Raw genomic sequence first — 19389 nt, 5'->3', positions numbered from 1 at the left:
GGAGCTGCACGCACACCATGGTCCGATGCCAGTGCGGCAGTCATTGACGTCCGGCGCCGTTTGTTACACGGATCGTCGGACCTGCCTACGTCGTACCACGACAGCAGCTGGAGGTCGCGACCGCGGCTCTCTATGGCGCGTCTGCGAGCTGGCGCATCAGTGCTGCGATGTCTTCGAGGTGCCAGGTCTCGGTGATGAGGCCGTCGTGGACTCGGTAGATGTCGATGTAGGCGAAGTCTGCGGAGCGACCGGTCGGTGGTGAGCCGAAGAAGGTGCCGGTGTGGGTCCCGGTGATGCGGCCGTAGCCGACCACGCCATCGCCGTCGGAGATGACGTGGTCGATGCTGATGCGGAGGTCGGGGAAGCCTTGGCGGTACGACGTGACGGCGTACAGCAGCCCGTCGATCCCGGGGGCAGCGCCAGACGGGAGGGTGTGGTCGATGAGGTCGGGCCGGACGAGCTTTCGGAGTGTGGCGTCGTCACCGGCCTCGAACGCGACGATGAACTGGCGCAGTAGGTCTTCGTTGTCCAGGTTCATGGTGAGCCCCTTTGGCTGGTTCGAGATCCTGGGTGGTCATGGTGCGGGGTTCGGTCGGCGCGCGGTGATCAGCCAGGCCGCGGACCCGAAGGCGACTCCCTGTGGTGTTTCGTGGTTGCGAAGTAGATTGCGCAAGCGGTCGAACGCCGATACAGCAGCATCGGCATCGAGGTCTCCGACAGTCCAAGCCAGCAGACCGACCAGTATCGGGAATCCTTCGTCGGCGCTCCGGCCGAAATACATCTCAACGTCGACGGGCTCGAGGCTGATCTGCTCGTACCCAGCAGCGGAGAGAATGGCTGTGGTGCGGGCGCGGTCAGAGTGCCGGAACGGCGTCGGAGCGTCTGCCGGCGGAACGGCTGCCGGGGTCCCGGGGAGAAGTGCTTCGAAGATTTCGGTGAACCATTCGTTCTCGCGGGCTGTGCGCCACGAGACCAGAGCAAGCCGGCCGCCAGGCGCGTTCCTTCGTCCCGCACGTCTGCGGGCCACCCTCGCTCGCCGCGGCGAGACTCGCCAAGATCTTGCGGGAATGGTCATCGACGACCCGGACGATCACGACCTTGCTCCCCCGAGGCCAGGCACCATTCCGTCGCGTCGATCTGCCGCAATCCCGTTGGGTGACTTCGCCTCGAATCGGCGATAACCTCTGCAGCCGTCAGACATATCCCTTCACAACACAGGCCCGGAGCCGGCAGAAATCCTCCTCGGTCGGCACGCCACCCTGGTCACCAGAGGCCTGCTCCTTGACGGCTTAGAAACCTAGGCAGAGCACGGCGTGCGCGACTCAAGGCGCGCTCACATCACCCACACATCAGGCAGGAGAGCCGGCTGGTGACAGCTTTCTTAGCGACCCCCGTGCTCGAGGATGCGTTTGATGGCGGCCAGATCCTTGGTGGTGGCGCGGCGCATGGCGGCGGCCATCGTCGGACCCGCAATCCGGGCGAAGCCGGCCGGTTCACCGCGGTTGCGCAGCGTCATCCGGGTGTGTGACGCGTCCACGGCATCCCAGGTGTACGTCGTCTCCATCGGGAACGGTCCCTGAGACGTGCGCATCACCAGCCGGTTCCCGGGCACCAGGTCGACGACCTCGTATTGATAGGCGAGCCGGCGACCGAGGAAGTGGGCCACGAAGTCCATCCGCGAGCCAACGGCGATCGGCGGGGGCGTGCGCCAGATCACCGATTCGATGTTCGCGTACCACTGCGGCACGTTGGAAGGATCCGCCGCGTACGCGGCGACCTCGTCGCGGGGACGGTCGATCACGATCTCGGTCTCGACGTCGACAGCCACGAGCCTCCTCCTTCGCCGGAGGTCAGAAATCGAAGAACGGCTTCCGGACACCAGTCTCCAGGTACGTCTTGAGCGACAGCAGCATCTGCGCCCAGCCGACGGTCACGATGCGGAACATGTCGTCCACGGCGGCAAATCCCTCGTGGGACAGCCGGACGACCATGTCGGCATCAGACGCCTCGACACCCCAGACGACCTGAGTCTTTTCCCATCCGGGTGGGCCACCGATGCACTCCCATTCAAGCCGGAGCGGCTCGTCGGCCTGGTCGATTCGCATGTCCCAGGTGAACGGCGCGTCCGGGAAGCTCATCTTGAGCACATCCCCGACCTGCGCACCGGGGACGCTCGCGCGACTTGTCCACCAGGCCGTGACGCCGTCCTGCGTGGTGAGCGCTGCGTATGCCGCGGTGGCGTCAGCCTTCTCGACAGTGACGAGGTGATGCATGCCGGCCATCTGTGATTCCCCCTCGAGCCATGCTCCTTTAGTATTGACTAAATTACTCTTGCCGGAGCGACGGCACAAGCTTTAGTGGCTGCTAAACTCTTGCCGTGGCGAAAGCAGGTGTGCTGGCAGTCATCGCCGAGCCGCGCCGCCAGGCGATCCTGCGACTGTGCTGGTCCCAGGAACGCACGGCGGGCGAACTCGCCGACGCCTTCGATGTCACCTTCGGGGCGGTGTCACAGCATCTGAAGATCCTGCGCGACGCCGGACTGGTCACTGTCCGCCCCGAGGGCACTCGGCGCTTCTACCGGGCTGACCGCACGGCCCTCGGATCACTGTCCACCTACCTGGAGGCGCAGTGGGCCGAGCAGCTCGACAGCCTCGCCAGCCTGGCCGAAGCCACCGAAGCGGGTGACGAGCAGTGAACGACGACCCCGCGGCCGTCATCGTCCGGCGATCCATCCGCGCTCGCCCGGCCATTGTCTTCAGTTTCTTCACCGACCGCGATCGATGGCTTGCGTGGCAGGGCATCACCGCCGAGATCGACCCGCGGCCCGGCGGAGTGTTCCGTATGAACGTGCGCGGCGACGGCGTCGCGTCCGGCCGGTTCACCGTGGTCGAGCCACACCACCGGATCGCCTTCACCTGGGGCTGGGAGGGTGGCGGCTCACCGGTCCCACCCGGCTCCAGCACCGTCGAGATCACCTTGGTTCCCGACGCCGACGACGGCACACTCCTCACTCTCGTCCACAGCGGCCTACCCTTCCCGGCCCTCGACGCACACCGCGACGGCTGGAACCACTACCTCGACCGACTCAGCATCCGCGCAGCCGGCGGCGACCCCGGCCCGGACACGAGCACCGACGCGACCCCACCCGACTGAGAGGCACTGGTCGCCTCAGCGGCCGCGCTGGACGATCTCGCCCTGCTCCTGCAGGAACCGGCTCACAGGTTCGCTAGTGGCCAGATCCGCGGCGCGCGCGTAGGCCTGCGCTGCCTCGGTCCGACGTCCGAGTCGATGCAGCATCGAACCGCGGGCGGCGTGGAACGGGTGGTACTGCACAAGGTCGCCGGCGAGCTGGTCGAGGAGGAGCAGGCTGTCACCGGGGCCTTCGGTCTCGGCCACAGCAACGGCTCGGTTCAACGCAACGACAGGGGTCGGCATGATCGCGAGCAACCGGTCGTAGAACCGGACAATGGACGGCCAGTTCGTCTCTTCGTACCGCACAGCCGCGCAATGCATCGCCTGAATCGCAGCCTGGAGCTGGAACGGCCCGGGCCGGCGGCGCCGTAGGCACGTCAGCACGAGCGCCTGCCCCTCGGCGATCAGAGCCTGGTCCCACAGCGACCGGTCCTGGTCCTCCAGCAACACCACGACACCGCTGTCCCCGCGACCCCGCATCCGCGCGTCACTCAGCAACATCAGCGCCAGCAGACCATCCACCTCCGGCTCGTCAGGCATCAACAGGTCGAGGAGCCGGGCGAGCCGGATGGCCTCGGCGCGAAGGTCGCTCCGGCTGGTGTCATCGGCGCCCGCGTTGTAGATCAGGTAGAGCACAGAGAGCACCGCGCGCAACCGGCCCGGCAGCTCGGCGTCAGCCGGCAGTCGATAGGGGATGCGCGCGGCCTTGATCTTGTACTTCGCCCGCACCAGGCGTTTCGCCATCGTCTCGTCGCTCACCAAGAACGCCGACGCCACCATCGCCTGCCCGGCGCGGGTCCGAGTCCCGTCGATGCTCAGCCGCCGCCCGGCACGGCGAGACCGCGATAGGCTACCGCACCTCCGGCGACGGGCAAGTCTTGTCCAGCTGGAAATGTTGCGTGGGACTCTCATCGCGCCACGCGTTCATGTAACGTCTGGCGCCCTTGGTGACACGAATAGTCGGATGGGTCGAAGCCACGCCGACGAACGGAGTTCGCTGAGATGATGGTCCATCGCTACAACGGGGACCGGGAAGTACTGCGTCCGCTCTTCCGGGAGGCCGACGACTCCGAGCAGCAGATCGACGCCTACCTCGACCTCGGCGCCGTGTTCGTGGCCGAGGACGACGGCGACATCATCGGGCACCTCCAGCTGATCACCGGCAACGACGCCGCGGAGCTGAAGAGCATGGCGGTCGCCGAGAGCCGGCGCGGTACAGGTATCGGCAAGGCTCTGGTTCGAGCGGCGCTCGAACACTGCCGGCAGAACGCGGCGAAACGCCTGCTCGTCGCCACAGCTGCGGCCGACACCGGCAATCTGCGCTTCTACCAACGTCAAGGCTTCCGCCTGCTTCGCGTCGAACGTGACGCGTTTGCGGCCGCGACCGGCTACCCCGAGGAGATCGTCATCGACGGCATCCCACTACGCGACCGGGTCTGGCTGGACCAGGACCTGTCAGGAGAGTCATGAAGACCGAACGGACGCCCCTGTTCTGCGACGCCGACCTGGCCGAGCGAATCGAGCGCGCCGAAACCCAGCTCATCGAAGCCACTGTCCTCGCCGCCCACCGCCGCCTCGCCAACGGCCGAGGCTTCGTCATCCCAGTGGCAGGCGGACTCGCGAGCTTCGCCGACCACAACTCGCCGTTCAACAAGGTCGTCGGGCTCGGATTCGCCGGCGTACCGACTCCCGACGAGCTCGACGAGATCGAGCACGCGTACGCCGCTGTCGGCGCGCCCGTACAGGTCGAGCTCCCGCACCTCGCCGACCCCGCGATCGGCCTCGCCCTCAGCCGACGCGGATACCGGTTGGAGTCGTTCGAGAACGTGCTCGGCATCGCTGTCGAGGACAAGTACGACGTCACGCTGCCGGACGGGATCGAGATCCGGCCGAGTGGCGACGAGGAGCTCGACGTCTGGCTGAACGTGATGGCCGACGCGGTCGCCGTACCCGACACCCAGGGAGTCCCGTGGCGCGAAGAGTTTCCGCGCGACACCTACATCGAGGCCGAACGCGACGCCGCCGCGGCCGGCATCACCCGCTATCTCGCCGTGCTGAACGGCGAACTCGCGGGCGGAGCCGGGCTCCGCACAACAGAAGGCGTTGCCCAGTTCGCCGGCGCCGCAACGCTCCCCGCGCACCGCCGTCACGGCATCCAGTCCGCGCTCCTGTCCACCCGCCTCGCCGACGCCGCCACGGCCGGCTGCGACGTCGGTGTGATCACCACCCAACCGGCCTCGAAGTCCCAGCAGAACGCCCAACGCAGCGGCTTCGACCTTCTCTACACCCGAGCCGTCCTCGTGAAGCACCTCGCGCGCTCCTGACCAGCCTGGATGCGACCCCGACCCGCACGCCGCCACCCGCAACTCGTTGCCAGCAGCAACCTGCGGCTCGACCGCTTCAGCCCAGCTGTCGCCGCCGGCGATGGCCGCCTCGCGCCCGGTGTCTTGTACGCCGTGGGCTACTTCACGGCGACAATTTCCGCCAACCGAATATCCGGCTCGGACGCAAGGAGGCCCGAAGCCACCTGACCGAGTGCGGCCGGGATCTGACCGTTCAGGTGGGCCTGTCGGGCCTCTTCGCCTTCGAAAGTGTCGAAGATCCCGTAGGTCGTGTCACCCAGTCTGAACGCGTACCAGGTGACAGTCCCCTCCTCGGCAAGGGCGAGCTGACGGCCTTCCTCCAGGAACGCTGCCAGCTCGTCGCCCTTGCCGGGCTTGGCCTCGAGCAGGGCCAGAAGCCCACGGTCAACAGTCATTTCAGTTCTCCAAGGTTGTCTCGACCGTCGCGCCGTGAAGCCCGCGACGGCGTCCAGGCCGGTATGGAATACGGCTTACGCAAATGCACCGATCCAGGTAAGCAGGTCGCAAAGGCGGATTGCCGTTTCCGGCTGCGGGCAAAATCAGGGCCACCAGGCAGGCCGGTCGAACCGATCGCACGTGCCTTATCGTAGACGGGTAAGCCGCCTTCTGTCGTCGCCTGCCCGATGACAGATCCCTTACGGTGCTGGGATTCGGTGTGCCTACACCGATCGCACTCTGTGCTCGCCTGCGCGACAGAGAATGCCGTCACGAGTTTTCACGAACAACGCCTTCTCGGAACGAGAGATAACGGACCGCTTACCCCTCAAGGAATCTGCTGTACCTGACGCAGAACGTATCTAACGTCAACGACGTCCAGTAATTCCTCTGAAGGAAAACCCCATGTCAGTCAAGTCTGTGCGGACTCTGGCGCCGGCGCTAGCAGCCGTCGCCGTAGGCACACTGCTGGGAATCTCCCCGGCAAGCGCCGCGGGTCCGGGGGCTAGCGCGTCCGTCGGGAACACGGTCGTCGGACACGTCTACGAGACGACGAACGCCGCAAACGGCAACGCCGTCCAGGTCTTCGACCGGCTGCGTGACGGGCGGCTTCGCCCTGGCCCGGCCGTCGCCACCGGCGGCCGGGGTCTCGGCGCCTCGCTGGCCTCCCAGGGCGGTCTTGTCCGAGAAGGCAACCTGCTGTTCGCGGTCAACGCGGGCGACGACACGGTCTCGACCCTTGCCATCACCGACAACGGCCTGGCCCGGCGCTCCGTCGCGCCGAGTGGTGGCGACCGGCCGGTCAGCCTTACCGTCCGGCATGGTGTCGTCTACGTCTTGAACCAGGACAGCGAAACCATCAGCGCACTCCTGGTCAGCCCCGACGGCCCGCTGCTGCCGCTGCCCTTCTCGACAAGGTCTCTGAGCAAGACCTCTGCCAACCCGACGGCAGCAGCCGAGGTCTCCTTCAGTCCCGACGGCCGCACGCTGGTCGTGACTCACAAGGGCGACCAGACCATCGACACCTTCGCGGTGATCGGTGCCTACGCCGGTAAGGCCGTCGCCCACAAGTCGGCCGGCACGACTCCCTACGGGTTCGATTTCGACCCGCGCGGTCACGCGATCGTGTCCGAGGCGGACGCAATTGCCGTCTCGTCGTACTCCGTCGCCGGCACCCAGCTTCGGAACATCACCGCGTCGCTGAGCGACGGTGGTCGGCCGCCTGCTGGCTCGTGATCACCGATGACGGTCAGTACGCATACACCGTCAACGCCGCCAGCTCGTCGATCTCGTCGTACCGCATCGACAGCAGCGGCCGGCTGAAGCTCGTCGCCTCTGTGGCTGCGACCACCAGCGGTGGCGGCCGCGGCACACGCACGCGGATAGCCGGCCTGCAAGAGCCGGCTCAAGGGGTGGATCGACAAGCGGCTTCGCCGGATCCATCCCCTCGTACTGGATGCTCAGCATCAGGTGCAGGTCGTCGCCGACTGGCACCCATTGCTGCGCGTGACCGCAGCGATCTCGGCTGATCAAGGCCTCCCGGGTGACACTTGTTTGCGGGGTGATCGCGCTGCCGGGCCTTCGCCCGGTCCACGAGGCCGGTCTGGCTCGGTCGGGTGGTCGACTGGCAGGCCGGCGGCGAGCCAGGCTTCGAACCCACCGATCACGTCGGCGATGTGCACAAGGCCGATCTGGCGAAGTGAGTGCGCCGCCAGGCTGGACGAGTAGCCGCTCTGGCACACGATGATCCATCGAACCTCCCAGTCGACCGCTTCGGGGATCCGTGCGTCGCTGCCGGGATCCAGGCGCCACTCCAGGTGGTTGCGTTCGATGACTATGGCGCCTGGCACCTCGCCGTCACCGCGCCGCAGAGACTCCGGCCGAATGTCGACGAGGTATGTCGCCCGCTCATGCGCTGCTGCTGCAGCGGCGGCCGGGTCCAGCCGGCAGAGCTCGGCCCGGACGTGGGCCAGCGTCTCCTCGATCCCCATCTCGCCCCCACAAGTCGACCGTCACTCTCCTGCGTTCGCCCCGTAGTCGACCTTCAGCCCACGATCCTACGGACGCCCCCTCTACGCCACCCCGTCATACAATGTTTCCTTCCACCTGGCGGCGTCCAGGCGGTGCCTGGCTAGGGTCGTCCGCGGTGGAGTCGTTTGCGGCGTCGGGCTATGTGTCCGAAGGGGATTGGTCCACGACTCGGCGGTGGACGTCGTCGACGCGGCGGGTGAGGTTGGCGCGGTCCAGCAGCTGGAGTAGTGGTACGGCCACGCGGCGGCTGGTGCCGAGCGCCCTCCGTACGTCGCTGACGGTGAACGGCTGCGGAAGTTCGGCGAGCCGCTGCACAGCGATGTCGGGGGCCTCGGGGGCGAGGTAGACGCCGTCGCCCACGTGCAGGAGCGCCCCGATACGGACCGCCGCGGCGAGCTTCGCCTGCGTCAGACCCAGTGACGCGAGCCGGTCGGCGTCGGGTGCCGCGAACGGGGTCGTCGACAGGTCGACGCGGATCGTCTCGACCGCCGACGCGACCTCCGGTGGGAGGAAGTCGCGGTTCGGTGCCCGCAGCACCCGGCCCTCCATGGCAGCCAGGGGTGGCGTCACCAGCGCGTCGACGAGTCGGCGGTCGGGCAGGTCGAGCCGCTGGCGGGCGGCCTCGAAGGGCAGGCCCCGTTCCAGCGGATGGCTGGCCGCGTATGAGTCGACCTCGGCGGCGAGCCGTGCTAGCAGCTCGTCGCGGTACTCCGGGTCGAGTAGCCAATCGCCGACGACCGGGGCCACGCCCGCCGGCGCCGGGCAGCCCATCCGGCGCAGGTCGGCAACGGTGACGATCCGGCGTCGGCGCAACTCGGACACCGGGTCCGGTTGTCCGGTCATCGCTGCCAGCTCGGCTCGTCGCAGAGCGCCGTCGCCGCGGCGAACCAGCTCTGGCGGTCGTACGTCGAGCACGGTGGCGCCGACGATTCGTCTGCTGCCCGGGTCGCGCAGTAGCAGCCGGTCCCCGATCTGCAACGGCAGCGGCGTTACGAGAGTCAGCCGGGCGAGGTCCGCGCCGAAGGGTCGCACCCGGGCCGCGACGGCAGCCGATCCGATGTGAAGGAGTACCTGGTGCGGCAGCTGCCCAGAGGTCCGCACATCGACCAGACTGGTCGTGTCCCAGGCCTCAGGCGTGAGCAGCGCGCTGCCGCGCCGGATCTGGCTCACGGGCAGATGCCGCAGGTTGACGGCAACCCTGGCCACGGCTTGCACCGAGGGCACGTGGGTCTTCAGGGACTCGACGCCGCGGACGTGCGAACGGTGCTCCCCGGGCGCGATCGTGAGGGTGTCGCCGGCGGAGATCGCCCCCGCGGTAAGCGTACCGGTCACCACAGTGCCGGCACCGCGGATCGTGAACGCCCGATCCACCCAGAGCCGCACCGCACGCTCCCGATCGGGTGGCGGCAGGGCTGCGATCAACCGCGACAGCGCGGCCCGAAGGTCGTCCATACCAGCACCGGTTGTTGCGCTCACGCAGACCGTCTCGATCCCGCTCAGGGACGTCGTCGCGAGCTCGTGACGAGCGGCGGCCAGCGCGGATGCAGGCGCGGCGAGGTCGCAGCGGCTGATGACCATTACCCCGTACCGGACGCCGAGAGCGTTGAGCGCGGCGAGGTGCTCAGTGGATTGTGCCTTCCAGCCCTCGTCGGCGGCGACGACGAACATGACGGCCGGAGCGGGTCCGATGCCGGCGAGCATGTTGCCGATGAACCGCTCATGGCCGGGTACGTCGACGAACGCGACCGGATGCCCCGATTCCAGGGTCGTCCAGGCGAACCCGAGGTCGATGGTCATGCCGCGTCGGTGCTCCTCGGCCCAGCGGTCCGGCTCCATCCCGGTCAGCGCGCGGACCAGGGTGGACTTTCCGTGGTCGACATGGCCGGCGGTCGCGATGACGTGCATGTCAGGCCTGTCCGGCGGCGCGGGTGATCGCGTCGTGCAACACGTGGTCCAGCTCGGGTGGGACACTTCGCAGGTCGAGCAGGAGCCGTCCAGCGTGCATCCGTCCGATGACGGCGGGGTCGTGGGTCCGGAGTACCTCCGCGTACTCGCCCGGCACGCTCAACGCCGTACTAGCCAGCACTAGTCCTGGCGCGCCGCCGCCTCCGGTACTGGCCTGGCTCGGCACAGCTCGTACGTCGAGGTCTAGCGCGGTAAGGCCGACCAGCAAGGAACTGGCGCGTGCCTCGAGCTCGTCGGCGCTCGCGTGCAGCATGCGCGAGATCGGGGAGGTCGGCCCCCTCAGGGTCGCTTCCAGCGCGGCGAGGGTCAGCTTGTCGACACGCATGGCCCGGGCGAGCGGATGGCGACGCAGCCGCTCCACGTAGGTGCGATCACCAAGCAAGAAGCCGCACTGCGGTCCGCCGAGCAGCTTGTCCCCGCTGGCGGTGATCAGCGTGGCGCCATCAGCAAGTGTCGTCACGGCGTCGGGCTCGTCCGGCAGCGAGGGGTCCGGCGCGAGCAGACCGGATCCGATGTCGACCACGAGGGGTACGTCCAAGGAAGCGAGCTCTCGCACCGAAGCCTCGGCGGTGAACCCCCTCACTACGAAGTTCGACGGGTGCACCTTCAACACGAAACCGGTCTGCGGTCCGACGGCCTCGGCGTAGTCGCGGAGCGTCGTACGGTTCGTGGTCCCGACCTCGCACAGGCGCGCACCGGTGGATGTCAGCAGGTCGGGGATGCGGAACCCGTCGCCGATCTCCACCATCTCGCCCCGGCTCAGTACGATGTCCCGGCCCGCCGCGAGCGCCGTCGCGGCGAGCGCCAAGGCGGCCGCGTTGTTGTTCACCACATGCACATCTCCTGCCGCCGGCACGGCCGCCGCGAGAGCCTTCAGAACCTGTCGGCCGCGGCGAGCCCGCAGACCGCTGTCCACGTCGAACTCGACGTCGACGCATCCCGCTGCCCCCACCACCGCGTCGACGGCGGCCGCGGACAGCGGCGCCCGGCCGAGATTTGTGTGCAGCAACACCCCGGTCGCGTTCACGACCGGACGCATGCCGCTCGCGCGGGGTGGCAGCTCCGCCACGACGACGTCAGCCACCTGCTCGGGCGTGATCTCACCCCGGCGCGCCCGGTCCTGGACCTCGTTCACCAGCTGCCTGACCAGTGCCCGCCCCAGCCGTTCCTGCGCGTCGGCCAACCGCGGGTCCGCCAACAGACCGTCGACCCGCGGGATCCGGCGTCGTTCGTCGACCACTCCTCGACGGTACGGCGGCGCGCCCGTCTCGTCATCGACTCACGAAAGATGGCGGAGGCGGACGGGAATCGAACCCGCCGGACCGAGATCCTCGGTCCCGAACGGTTTTGAAGACCGCGGGGGCCACCAGACACCCTGACGCCTCCGCTCGCCAGCATAGGACGACCCGAAGCGGCAGGGCGATGGGTCGCGGCCGGCGTCTCCGTATACATCCTGGCAAGGTGCGGCTCTACGCTGTGGGCACTGCTTCGCCAGCGGGGAGGGTGTGACATGACGACCGGCGCGGGCACCTACCGGCTGACTCACTACGCTCACGGTGGCGGCTGCGCCTGCAAGATCCCACCCGGCGAATTGGAGCTGGTCGTTGCCGACCTGCTCGGCGGCCCCCTGGATGACGACCTGCTGGTCGGCCTCGCGGGCGGCGACGATGCGGCCGTCGTACGGCTGACCGCCGACCTGGCCGTCGTCGCCACCGCAGACTTCTTCACTCCGGTGGTCGACGACCCCTACGACTGGGGGCGCATCGCCGCTGCGAACGCACTCTCGGATGTTTACGCCATGGGCGGGAGGCCGCTGGTCGGGGTGAATCTGTTGGCGTGGCCGCGGGATGTGCTGCCGTTCGAGCTTGCCAAGGAGGTTCTGCGCGGCGGGCTCGCCGTCGCCCGCGAGGCCCGTTGCCACGTCGGCGGTGGACACAGCATCGACGACCCGGAGCCGAAGTACGGGATGGCGGTCACGGGCGTTGTGGACCCCGCCCGGCTGCTGCGCAACGACGCGGGAGTGGCGGGAGACCCGCTGTCGTTGAGCAAGCCACTCGGGTTGGGCGTGCTCAACAACCGGCACAAGCAGACCGGCGAAGTGTTCCCGCAGGCGGTCGAGACGATGGCCGCGCTCAATGAGCTCGCCTCGCAGGCGGCATTGGCCGCCGGCGCTCGCTGCGCGACCGACATCACCGGCTTCGGACTCCTGGGCCATCTCGTCAAGCTCGTCCGGGCCAGTGGTGTGACGGCGGTCATCGATGCCACCGCAGTGCCCTACCTGGACGGGGCCCGCAAGTCGGCGGCCGCCGGCTACATCAGCGGCGGCACCCGTCGCAACCTCGCGTGGGTCGTACCAAGCACTGACTTCGGATCACTACCCGAGGTCGAGCAACTACTGCTCGCCGACGCGCAGACGTCGGGCGGACTGCTGGTCGCCGCAGAGCTCCCGGGCTGCCCGATCATCGGTGAACTAGTCGAGCGGACTGAGTACGACGTCGTGATGCGCGGCTGAGCGCCCCGCCATCGCGGGCCGTGAAATCGCGACGGCATCGACGCTGGCGCGGGTTCTGGGGCGGGCGTATGGTCAAAACGAGCGACGGAGGGGGTGGCTGCGATGTTGCCGAGAACCGCTGGAGGAACCGCGATGCCGGACCGGACGCCGCGTCAGCGCCAGGGGCTGGCCAGACGTCATTTCATGGCCGGTGCCGCCGGACTCACCGGCACCGCCGTCGGCGGAGGCTGGCTGGTCGGCGCGCCCGCTGCATCCGCACAGCCGGCGCAGCATCGTCACCTCTCGACCGCTGCGGCGCGACCTATCCCAGGTGGCTTCCAGATCACCCCGGGAGGCGAGGTCTTCCATGTGTTCCTCCCCGGCGAGGGGGAGCCCAGCACGATCACCAACTTCAAGGGGAACGTCGCGGCAGCGATTATCGACGGGCGGGGAACCGGCGCCAACGCGGCCCACGCCTTCGAGGTCGACGTCCGGTTCATGGACGGCACGTTCATCGGCCTCGACGGCCGGCAGAGCGTCGGCACGTTCGCCTTCTATTGAGTCGACGTCTTCGAGGGGTCGGTCGACCCCACCTTCGCAACCCAGACCCACGACTTCAACCCCGGGATCTCCGCCGCTGGGTTGTTCTGGACGACGCGAGCGCACCCTGACAACGTGTCGGCCGACACCGCGCGCGGCCGCGCGACGTTGGTGGTGCAGGACGTGATCCTGCCTGACTTCCACGACACCATTGCCTCACTGCAGCACAAGCCTCCGATCGCGATCGGCACCTTGGCGATGAAGGTGAACTGGGAGGGCGGCGGCGAACGCGTTCGGGTCGACGACAACGAGAAGGATGTCGGCGGAACCTTTGTACGAGGCCCAGCCTCGGTCTGGTTCCACGTCGAAAGCGACGACGGATTCAGCTACACATCGGACCGGCACGGGCAGCAGACCGTCGTCGCCGAGGTGTGGAGCGAACGTAACGGCGTCTTCCACCGTTGATGCCATCGAAACCAACTGTGCTACCCAACGCCCGCAGCGTGTCCGCGGATCGCCTCGACTGCGGCATATGCCGACGTTCAGCTGAGGGCGCGTTGGCAGGTGCCTCGTCTGCCTTGCCGGGCGTTCAGACTGCGGGCTGGCCGTGATGCGTCATGACGCGCAAGATCGCTTGCAGGTGATCGGCCGGGTTGGCGCCGAGCTCAAAGGCGACGGACACGTGCCCGGCAGGACTGGGGATGATCAGCTGGTGGAAGTGGCCGTACCCGACGATGAGATAGCGCAGCCCGCCGCAGTCGATGTTGCCGCGCTGGGTGGTCAGGTGAGCAGGGTGGGGTTGACCAGGAGCTCCTCGTACAGGTCGCTGTCGCTGCTGGAGGCGTTGTGCAGATCAGGCCGCGATCGCATCTGCACTCGCTGACCGTGAGCGGCCGCGACGTAGCGAATTTCCGGCGAGATTGCGAGGACATCATCATGCAGATCGCTCATCGACTTCCCTCCGGTGGCCCGCTCGGACGGTGGTATTGGGGCTGCGGCGCCGGCGTGGCCGTCCCCGCCGCACCGAACACGATAATCTGCGTGCCCCTCCACGCGGCCGATGAAGCGGGCTGCGGCAAACAATCGGCGTTTGGTGCGGCTCTCGAGCCGAAGCGCACGACCACAGATGACGATCACCGCCACTGACCGGAGATACAGGGCAGCGAATACGTGTGCGGACGCGCAACGCCCGCTCATCGGCTACTTGTCTTATTGCCCCATGACCGGTGCTCGGCCAGGCTCGGTCTAGGCGTCCGGGCTGTCGCTCTCTTTTCGGCTGCCCTCGCGGTTTGTGTGGCTCTCATTTGGCCTGCGCTGTCCCCGACGCCGCCCCAGGGCGGGGAGAGGCTCAAGGGATTGCTCGGCTCGAAGTAGCGTTGCCCTCCCTCCCTTGCTCGACGACCCGATGGGAACGAACGACGGGAGGCGCACATGCCTGCACCGGCCAGATCCGCGGTGGTGATCGGAATGGATCCGCCCAAGCGGTCGGCCACGATCGAGGTGATGACCGGCGACGAGCAGGTGGTCGGTGGCCGGAGGTTCGCTACCGACCCAGCCGGCTATCGAGCGATGCTCACCTACGCCCAGCAGTGGCTGACCGGGTCTGGGCAGTGGAGGGATACCAGGGCAATCGGCAGACACGTCGGGATCCGCCTGGTCCGTAACGGCGAGGACGTCGTCGATGTCCCGCGGGAGTTCTTCTGGACGATGTTCAGGCGCCGCAGTTCGGTCTCGAGACCGTTGCGGCCGCCTTTCCCCGCCCGACAGCCGGGTCGTGTAGACCATCGCGTTGTCGGTGAGCGTGGAGGCCGGGATCCCCTGCTGGGTAACGGTTTCGCGGAAGGTCGCGACCACGATAGGCCCGGTGATGCGGGCGTGGGCGGTGACCGACAGGGCGCACCGAGAGTGGTCGTCCAGCCAGGTGATGATCTCCACATCGACACCGGGCCGACCGGTGGGGTGGTGAGGCTGTAGTGGGTGAAGTCGGACTACCAGCACTCGTTCGGTTGCTCGGCGGCGAACCGCAAGTACGACGACCGCGGCCGCTCGGCCGGATCCGGTGTCACCGCGCCGGCCCGGGTCAGGATCCGGTGGATCGTCGCCCGCGACAACCTGACCTGGTGATGGTGCAGCAGGTGCCACCAAGCGTGTCCGCGCCCGCGTCCAGCCCGGAGTCTCCGAGTTGCTTGCGCAGGGTTAGTACCAGCTCCACCGTGGCCGCCGGGGTCGCGCGCGGTGAGGTCTTCGGGCGTCGCGACCGCGGCTCGAGCGCCGCCTCACCTTCGGCCAGGTACCGGGCCTTCAGCTTGTGACCCAGGCCCTGTGCACGCCGTAGCGCACAGCGACCTCAGACGCCGACTGCCCCTCGACGAACAAGGCCGCGATGACCGACCGAGCCTTCGACATGCCCGACCATCCGGCCACCCCAGCCTGTCACAGAGGGAGGTCCTGGCGGTTGCTTGAACTGCTTCCAGCTGGACACCCCTTTACGCACCTCAATCAGCGCGACAGGATGGGCAACGATGAGAGCCCATGAGTGCTGCACGATGAGCGAATTGCTTACTAGCAAAGATTTCGCTCGTCAGTGACATACAACGATCACCCTGGGCTGGAAATCAGCGGGTTCGGGGTTCGAGTCCCTGGCGGCGCACAACAGCCCAGGTCAGAGCGTTGGCCTGGGCTTTGCTGTGTCTCGGACGCACCACTTACGCACCACTTTGCCGGTGTATCACCGAGCGCGAGTGGCGGCGACCACGACGGCCACGTCCGCCCAGTCTCCGGCTTCGGCAAGACCAAGGGCGACCGAGCGCTCGCTACTGAAGACGCTCCAAGACCGCGCAAACACCGGCCAGTCCGGCGACCTGCCGCGATGAACACGCCCTTTCGCTGCTTCTCGACTCGGCTCCGGCTTGACGGCCGTCGGTCAGGTCGCCTGCTTCAATGCGTCGGCGATGACGGCGGCGGTACGCTGTGGAGCCTCGTCCGGGATGAGGAACACCGCGCCGGGGATCGTCACCAGGGTCACGTTCGGAGCCGCGTCGAGTGCGGCGCGCTCGGCGTCGGTGAGGCCGCCATCCCCCTTCTCTTCGGCGTGCACGACCCACACGGGGCTGCCCGATGCAACCAGCTCGGCGGCGAAGGTCCGGTCCGCGGCGATGTAGTCGAGGTACTCGCCGCACACTCGGACCGCATCGCTCGCCCTGTTCTGCTTGAAGTCTTCGATCAGCTCTTTCTTGTGCTCCTCCGATGTCTTGGCGGATCGGGCCATCAGCGGCATCAGACGGAACAGGATGGCCATCGGCCACCTGCCCACCTTCTGTGACGCCCGTACCACGTAACGGAAGAACGTGGACTCGTCCGGGGTCGTCAGGCTGAGACCGAGCAGCACGACCGGGCCCTGGAAATGTCCTGACAGCACCATGTCCAACGCGACCGAGGCGCCGTAGGAGAACCCCACGACCACGTCGCAGGCGTTCTCTCTGGCCAGCTCCCCGGCCCTGCGAGCTATGGCGGGGATTGACACGTCTGCGGATACGGGCGCGCCAGCCATGCCCGGCAGCGTCGTGGCCACCAGGCGGACACCGGACAGCGCCGGCTCCGCCATCACCAGATCGAACGACCGCGCCGCGCAGGCGCCGCCCGGCAACAACAGGACCGACCGATCGGCATCCAGCGGCCCGACGATCAACCGCTCCCAGGCCTCCCGCATCGCCACCCCGCCCGCCCTAAGGACGGTGCCGTCCGTGCTCGTCTCGTACTGCATGTGATCGCCTCGAAATCGTTCGCTCATAGGACGCAAGCGTCGCAGCGAGGCGCACCGCCCGCATGAGGCGATCACCTCATCTTTCAGCGCCCTTCGAAGCTGCCGACGAGCGCGTGCTGCATCGCGAAGTGCGTTGCAGCCGCCCGGCTCGAGACGCCGATCTTCAGGTAGATGTTCTGGATGTGGTTGGACACCGTCTTCGGTGTGACCACCAGGCGCTCGGCAATCTGCCGACTCGAATAGCCGCGCGCGAGCAGACCCAGGACCTCGACCTCCCGGGCCGTGAGGCCTGCCGGCCACTCGCGCCGGGCGCTGACCCGGTGCCCGGCCGCCTTGAGCACGGAGTTCACTGCGTCCCCGTCGAGGCGCCCGGCCCGCACTTCGGAGCGCAGCTCGGCGGCCGCCTCGCTCTCGGGCATGGCGGCGCGGTGGGCGCGGGGCTCGGTCATCGCGTGGTAGACGTCGGCGACGGCCAGCAGCCGGTCGGCGGGCGTCAGCTGCGCCGCGTCGATGCCGCGGGGATACCCCGAGCCGTCGAGCCGCTCGTGATGATTTGCGGCCAGCTCGCGACTGCGGGCCAGCGCCGGAACGCCGGCGAGCATACGACTGGTCAGGTAGGGGTGCAGCCGGGTGTGCTCCAGCTCTGCGGGTGTCAGCGGCCCCGCTTTGTCCCAGATCGCGTTGGAGATGCCGAGCCGGCCCAGGTCGTGGATGAATCCGGCGCGGTGCAACGCAGACAGTTCGTCGTCCGCAAGCCCGGATATCCGGCCCGCCTCCCGCGCAAGGTTGGCCACGCCGCGCGAGTGCCCCGACATCCACGGCGACTTCATGTCGACGAGATCAGCCATCGCCCCGAGCACGGCATCGAGATCATCGCCGCCCACGAAGAGCGTGAGCGACGGCTCGGCACCGATCACGTCCTCCCAGCAACTGGAGGCGGCATCGATGCCGGCCACGAGTTCCTCGGCCTCGGTGATGAACAGGTCGGCCAGCGCTGGGTCGAAACTCCTCCCGCGTTGCTTGCGCGCGTACTCGCGGGCGGCGTCAAGGCCGCGGCGGCGGTACGCCACCTCGGTAAGGTCAGCGAGCTGGACGATGCGGGCGGGCAGCGAGACCTCTTCGCCCATCAGCTTCCGCGGCCCACCCTTGCCGTCCCACTGCTCGTAGGTCTCGCGCAACGCCCGGCAGGTGGCGTCGTCGAGCCCGATCCGCGCCGCGAACTGGCTCGCGAGCCTGGTGTGCGTGTCGTACATGCTCTTGAGCAGCGCGACGCCCTGGCCGGGGAACGCCGCCATTTTCCGCGCCCGCGCCAAGCCGCGCTCGCTCGCCCCGATCATGCGCACGAACTCGAAGACGTGGGGTTCGTAGGCGCCGTGTTTGACGACGATGTCATCGCCGAACCACTCGGCCTGCTCGTGGGCGTCGGCGTGACAGTAGACGTTGGCGAGCAAGCCCGTGTAATAAGTCGCCACACGGTCGCGCTCTACTACGCCGATGCGATCGGCGATCCGCAGCGCGATCACCGTCTGGCGCAGGCAGTGCTCCATCGGCTCGCCGCGGCCAAGGTCAGTGGCCAAGGACAGAGTCGCCACGAGCTCTGCGAGCCTTACGCTCCCCCGATCCACAACTGCCGCCACCGCCCCAGTCTAGATCTGCCCACCTCGATGCGCCTCGCGCGGAAATAGGCCCCGGGCTGAACGCCGGCCGGGACCGCCGCGCTGGTCTGACGCCGGTTCAGGCCGGATCACGCGCTGGCCGGCGGGACGAGCTCATTCCAGCCAGAAGGGCGCGACGCTCGATTGCAGCGGCCAGACCGCGCAAGCAAGGACACCAGCGTCGACTGTCAGGGCTTCAACAGCTGAGTTCCCGGCACAACGACCTGGACGCAGCGCTACCGGTGCGCGAGATTCGTCGGTGGTTCAGGCCGTGGCACCGCCTGGTGTCTCCGCGAGCTGGCGCATCAGCGCAGCGATGTCTTCGAGGTGCCAGGTCTCGGTAATGAAGCCGTCGTGGACTCGGTAGATGTCGATGTAGGCGAACTCGGCGGAGCGACCGGTCGGTGGTGAGCCGAAGAAGGTGCCGGTGTGCGTCCCGGTGATGCGGCCGTAGCCGACCACGCCGTCGTCGTCGGAGATGACGTGGTCGATGCTGATGCGGAGGTCGGGAAAGCCTCGACGGTACGACGCGACGGCGTACAGCAATCCGTCGATCCCCGGGGCGGCGCCGGGCGGGAGGGTGTGGTCGATGAGGTCGGGCTGGACGAGTTTTCGGAGTGTGGTGTCGTCACCGGCCTCGAACGCGGCGATGAACTGGCGCAGTAGGTCTTCGTTGTCTTGGTTCATGGTGAGCCCTTTGGCTGGTTGCAGATTCCTGGGTGGTCACGGTGCGCGGTCCGCGCGGCGCGCGGTGATCAGCCAGGCCGCCGCAGCAGCGTCAGGGTCGAGGTCTCGGACGGTCCAGGCAAGCAGATCGCGAAGTATCGCAAACCTTCGTCGGCCGCCCACTGCTCGCCCTGGTCACCGTTCCACGCTGCGAACTGCTCCACGTTGCCTGCGTCAACCGCAGTCAGGTGCTGATCACCTTGGTTCCCGATGGTGGTCATCGAGGCC

At 67.9% G+C, this 19389-nt stretch carries 24 protein-coding genes and 1 tRNA gene; 10 read left to right on the top strand and 15 right to left on the bottom strand.

Annotated elements, in window-relative coordinates; translation table 11 throughout:
• Positions 1-130 precede the first annotated feature (130 nt).
• The 3 genes from ACZ6O0_RS43115 to ACZ6O0_RS43105 all read right to left on the bottom strand — a co-directional run bounded on the left by ACZ6O0_RS43115 (position 131) and on the right by ACZ6O0_RS43105 (position 2282).
• Entirely contained in the window at positions 131-538 is a 408-nt protein-coding gene (locus ACZ6O0_RS43115) for an ester cyclase (protein ID WP_465770908.1), read from the bottom strand.
• Positions 539-1381: 843 nt separating this feature from the next.
• On the bottom strand, positions 1382-1828 hold the full coding sequence (locus ACZ6O0_RS43110) for an SRPBCC family protein (protein ID WP_465770907.1): 447 nt from the start codon (positions 1826-1828) through the stop codon (positions 1382-1384).
• A gap of 22 nt (positions 1829-1850) precedes the next feature.
• Positions 1851-2282, bottom strand: a complete 432-nt coding sequence (locus tag ACZ6O0_RS43105) for an SRPBCC domain-containing protein (protein ID WP_465770906.1) — start codon at positions 2280-2282, stop codon at positions 1851-1853.
• Between the two features lie 95 nt (positions 2283-2377).
• On the opposite strand from ACZ6O0_RS43105, the gene ACZ6O0_RS43100 reads away from it, so the two are divergent.
• Complete coding sequence (locus tag ACZ6O0_RS43100) at positions 2378-2695, top strand: ArsR/SmtB family transcription factor (RefSeq protein WP_465770905.1); 318 nt, start codon at positions 2378-2380, stop codon at positions 2693-2695.
• Positions 2692-3153, top strand: a complete 462-nt coding sequence (locus ACZ6O0_RS43095; RefSeq protein ID WP_465770904.1) for an SRPBCC family protein — start codon at positions 2692-2694, stop codon at positions 3151-3153. The genes ACZ6O0_RS43100 and ACZ6O0_RS43095 overlap by 4 nt, the downstream gene beginning before the upstream one ends.
• Positions 3154-3168: 15 nt before the next feature.
• Here the strand turns inward: ACZ6O0_RS43095 and ACZ6O0_RS43090 are convergent, their stop codons facing one another.
• Entirely contained in the window at positions 3169-3951 is a 783-nt protein-coding gene (locus ACZ6O0_RS43090) for an RNA polymerase sigma factor (RefSeq protein WP_465770903.1), read from the bottom strand.
• A 243-nt stretch (positions 3952-4194) separates the two neighbouring features.
• Between ACZ6O0_RS43090 and ACZ6O0_RS43085 the strand changes: the two genes are divergently transcribed.
• Together ACZ6O0_RS43085 and ACZ6O0_RS43080 are read left to right on the top strand one after the other, a co-directional pair.
• Entirely contained in the window at positions 4195-4662 is a 468-nt protein-coding gene (locus ACZ6O0_RS43085; RefSeq protein ID WP_465770902.1) for a GNAT family N-acetyltransferase, read from the top strand.
• Positions 4659-5516, top strand: coding sequence for a GNAT family N-acetyltransferase (locus tag ACZ6O0_RS43080; RefSeq protein WP_465770901.1), 858 nt, complete (start codon positions 4659-4661; stop codon positions 5514-5516). The genes ACZ6O0_RS43085 and ACZ6O0_RS43080 overlap by 4 nt, the downstream gene beginning before the upstream one ends.
• Before the next feature lie 137 nt (positions 5517-5653).
• On the opposite strand, the gene ACZ6O0_RS43075 is transcribed toward ACZ6O0_RS43080, so the two are convergent.
• Positions 5654-5950: a putative quinol monooxygenase gene (locus tag ACZ6O0_RS43075; protein ID WP_465770900.1), complete on the bottom strand. Its 297-nt coding sequence runs from the start codon at positions 5948-5950 to the stop codon at positions 5654-5656.
• 445 nt (positions 5951-6395) lie between these two features.
• Here ACZ6O0_RS43075 and ACZ6O0_RS43070 point away from each other — a divergent pair, with 445 nt between their 5' ends.
• Positions 6396-7226 carry a beta-propeller fold lactonase family protein gene (locus ACZ6O0_RS43070; RefSeq protein ID WP_465770899.1) on the top strand — a complete coding sequence of 277 codons (831 nt, stop codon included), beginning with the start codon at positions 6396-6398 and terminating at the stop codon, positions 7224-7226.
• 13 nt (positions 7227-7239) lie between these two features.
• On the opposite strand, the gene ACZ6O0_RS43065 is transcribed toward ACZ6O0_RS43070, so the two are convergent.
• From ACZ6O0_RS43065 to ACZ6O0_RS43045, 5 genes are all read right to left on the bottom strand, one after another.
• Entirely contained in the window at positions 7240-7368 is a 129-nt protein-coding gene (locus tag ACZ6O0_RS43065; protein ID WP_465770898.1) for a hypothetical protein, read from the bottom strand.
• Positions 7369-7519: 151 nt separating this feature from the next.
• The gene (locus ACZ6O0_RS43060) at positions 7520-7981 is read right to left on the bottom strand and encodes a rhodanese-like domain-containing protein (protein ID WP_465770897.1); all 462 of its coding nucleotides are present in this window, start codon (positions 7979-7981) and stop codon (positions 7520-7522) included.
• 178 nt (positions 7982-8159) lie between these two features.
• Positions 8160-9926 (bottom strand): selenocysteine-specific translation elongation factor, encoded by a 1767-nt coding sequence (gene selB, locus ACZ6O0_RS43055; protein WP_465770896.1) that lies wholly within the window; start codon positions 9924-9926, stop codon positions 8160-8162.
• A 1-nt stretch (position 9927) separates the two neighbouring features.
• Positions 9928-11226, bottom strand: a complete 1299-nt coding sequence (gene selA, locus ACZ6O0_RS43050) for an L-seryl-tRNA(Sec) selenium transferase (RefSeq protein ID WP_465770895.1) — start codon at positions 11224-11226, stop codon at positions 9928-9930.
• A 49-nt stretch (positions 11227-11275) separates the two neighbouring features.
• Positions 11276-11372: transfer RNA gene (locus ACZ6O0_RS43045), tRNA-Sec, on the bottom strand.
• A gap of 124 nt (positions 11373-11496) precedes the next feature.
• On the opposite strand from ACZ6O0_RS43045, the gene selD reads away from it, so the two are divergent.
• From selD to ACZ6O0_RS43030, 3 genes are all read left to right on the top strand, one after another.
• Positions 11497-12498: a selenide, water dikinase SelD gene (gene selD / locus ACZ6O0_RS43040; protein WP_465770894.1), complete on the top strand. Its 1002-nt coding sequence runs from the start codon at positions 11497-11499 to the stop codon at positions 12496-12498.
• 132 nt (positions 12499-12630) lie between these two features.
• The gene (locus tag ACZ6O0_RS43035; protein WP_465770893.1) at positions 12631-13038 is read left to right on the top strand and encodes a hypothetical protein; all 408 of its coding nucleotides are present in this window, start codon (positions 12631-12633) and stop codon (positions 13036-13038) included.
• 114 nt (positions 13039-13152) lie between these two features.
• Positions 13153-13482, top strand: coding sequence for a hypothetical protein (locus ACZ6O0_RS43030; RefSeq protein WP_465770892.1), 330 nt, complete (start codon positions 13153-13155; stop codon positions 13480-13482).
• Between the two features lie 315 nt (positions 13483-13797).
• Here ACZ6O0_RS43030 and ACZ6O0_RS43025 read toward each other — a convergent pair whose 3' ends face one another.
• Positions 13798-14160, bottom strand: coding sequence for a hypothetical protein (locus ACZ6O0_RS43025; protein WP_465770891.1), 363 nt, complete (start codon positions 14158-14160; stop codon positions 13798-13800).
• A 324-nt stretch (positions 14161-14484) separates the two neighbouring features.
• Here ACZ6O0_RS43025 and ACZ6O0_RS43020 point away from each other — a divergent pair, with 324 nt between their 5' ends.
• Positions 14485-14991, top strand: a complete 507-nt coding sequence (locus ACZ6O0_RS43020) for a hypothetical protein (protein ID WP_465770890.1) — start codon at positions 14485-14487, stop codon at positions 14989-14991.
• A gap of 3 nt (positions 14992-14994) precedes the next feature.
• On the top strand, positions 14995-15141 hold the full coding sequence (locus ACZ6O0_RS43015) for a hypothetical protein (RefSeq protein WP_465770889.1): 147 nt from the start codon (positions 14995-14997) through the stop codon (positions 15139-15141).
• Positions 15142-15940: 799 nt separating this feature from the next.
• Here the strand turns inward: ACZ6O0_RS43015 and ACZ6O0_RS43010 are convergent.
• From ACZ6O0_RS43010 to ACZ6O0_RS42995, 4 genes are all read right to left on the bottom strand, one after another.
• The gene (locus ACZ6O0_RS43010; protein ID WP_465770888.1) at positions 15941-16780 is read right to left on the bottom strand and encodes an alpha/beta fold hydrolase; all 840 of its coding nucleotides are present in this window, start codon (positions 16778-16780) and stop codon (positions 15941-15943) included.
• Between the two features lie 83 nt (positions 16781-16863).
• Positions 16864-18357 (bottom strand): HD domain-containing phosphohydrolase, encoded by a 1494-nt coding sequence (locus ACZ6O0_RS43005; RefSeq protein ID WP_465770887.1) that lies wholly within the window; start codon positions 18355-18357, stop codon positions 16864-16866.
• A gap of 342 nt (positions 18358-18699) precedes the next feature.
• Complete coding sequence (locus ACZ6O0_RS43000; protein WP_465770886.1) at positions 18700-19122, bottom strand: ester cyclase; 423 nt, start codon at positions 19120-19122, stop codon at positions 18700-18702.
• Between the two features lie 68 nt (positions 19123-19190).
• Positions 19191-19382, bottom strand: a complete 192-nt coding sequence (locus ACZ6O0_RS42995; RefSeq protein WP_465770885.1) for a hypothetical protein — start codon at positions 19380-19382, stop codon at positions 19191-19193.
• Between the last annotated feature and the right edge of the window lie 7 nt (positions 19383-19389).

Source organism: Kribbella sp. NPDC048837, assembly GCF_055586945.1.
The sequence above is the reverse complement of the archived record's forward strand: the minus strand, read 5'-3'. Positions and strand labels throughout refer to the sequence as shown.